This is a genomic window from Duganella violaceipulchra, assembly GCF_019166075.1.
Lineage (GTDB): Bacteria > Pseudomonadota > Gammaproteobacteria > Burkholderiales > Burkholderiaceae_D > Rugamonas > Rugamonas violaceipulchra.
Window position 1 is genome coordinate 1 of record NZ_JAHTGR010000079.1, and the last position, 1,119, is coordinate 1,119.

Annotated in this window: 1 protein-coding gene; it reads left to right on the forward strand. The window is 46.6% G+C overall.

From position 1 onward, the window contains the following. Nucleotides 1-275: 275 nt before the first annotated feature. On the forward strand, nt 276-1,058 hold the full coding sequence (locus tag KVP70_RS33030) for a T6SS phospholipase effector Tle1-like catalytic domain-containing protein (RefSeq protein WP_217946668.1): 783 nt from the start codon (nt 276-278) through the stop codon (nt 1,056-1,058). Nucleotides 1,059-1,119: the final 61 nt, after the last annotated feature.

The following is a 1,119-nucleotide window of genomic DNA, read 5'->3' on the forward strand; positions in this document are numbered from 1 at the left end:
GCGTTGAGGCTGTCTTGCTGGGCTGCTGAAGTGCTAATTTGATGCTTTCGGTTGTGCATATTGGGGACCTACCGCTGTACTCTAAATTAATCGGGTAGGTGTCTCAAGTTATATTGGCACAGAGGGGTCGTGTCCACAATGTATTCGGTTCTAAGTACAGCACATCCAGTACGGTATGGTCTGATCGATGGTGACCCAATAGCAACCGCCGGCTGGCCGATCAAGGAGATGTTTACTCAAGAGGAGTTAAATGAGGCGGATCGGAGGAGAAGCAAATGGCAATAAACGAGATAAAAGATAAATTTGGCATCACTCGAACTGCTCCTGTTCAAAACATCAAGCCGCCAAAACCTGTTCGATATATCGATGCTTCTGCTTGTGAGATGACGATGCAGATAGGAGTCTTCTTTGACGGAACGGGTAACAATCTTGAGCTTGATAAGGGGAAACAGGGACATTCCAATGTGGCACGGCTGCACGAAACATATCTTAATAGTCCTGAGATAGGTAGTTATCGAATATACATCCCTGGCCTAGGTACGCCTTTTCCATCAATAGGAGAAGACACAGAAACCACTGCGGGCGGTGCGTTTGGTAGCGGCGGTGACTCGCGCATCGTATTTGCTCTTCTGCGTGTTTTTGATGCTATTCACCAGAGCCTTTTTCATACCGAAATGTTCAATAAAGAGCTACGTAGAGCATTATGCAATTCTAGTCCTTCAAAGGCCGACAAGATGCAGTTGGAGAAAATTGGATTAACTTCCAGCTTGGTCGATAGTGACGGAAGGGACCGAATCGGGCGGTACTTAAACGTATGTATGAAAACCATAAAAACAAGAATGCAAAACCAGCGGACGCCTAAGATTTGTGAATGCCATCTTGATATATTTGGTTTCTCTCGCGGCGCTACGGAAGCTAGAGTATTTTGCCACTGGTTGAATGATCTGTTGAATAGTTCGAAACTAGCAGAAATCCCGCTTCGATTTCGTTTTTTGGCTCAATGCCGTTCCGTGTGGAATTTGACATCGGGTAACATGTCGGTTACATCCACTTTCTGAGTTCACGAGTCCCCGATGAGTATTGGCGTCGAAACCCTGTTCACCACCGCGCTGGGCCTGC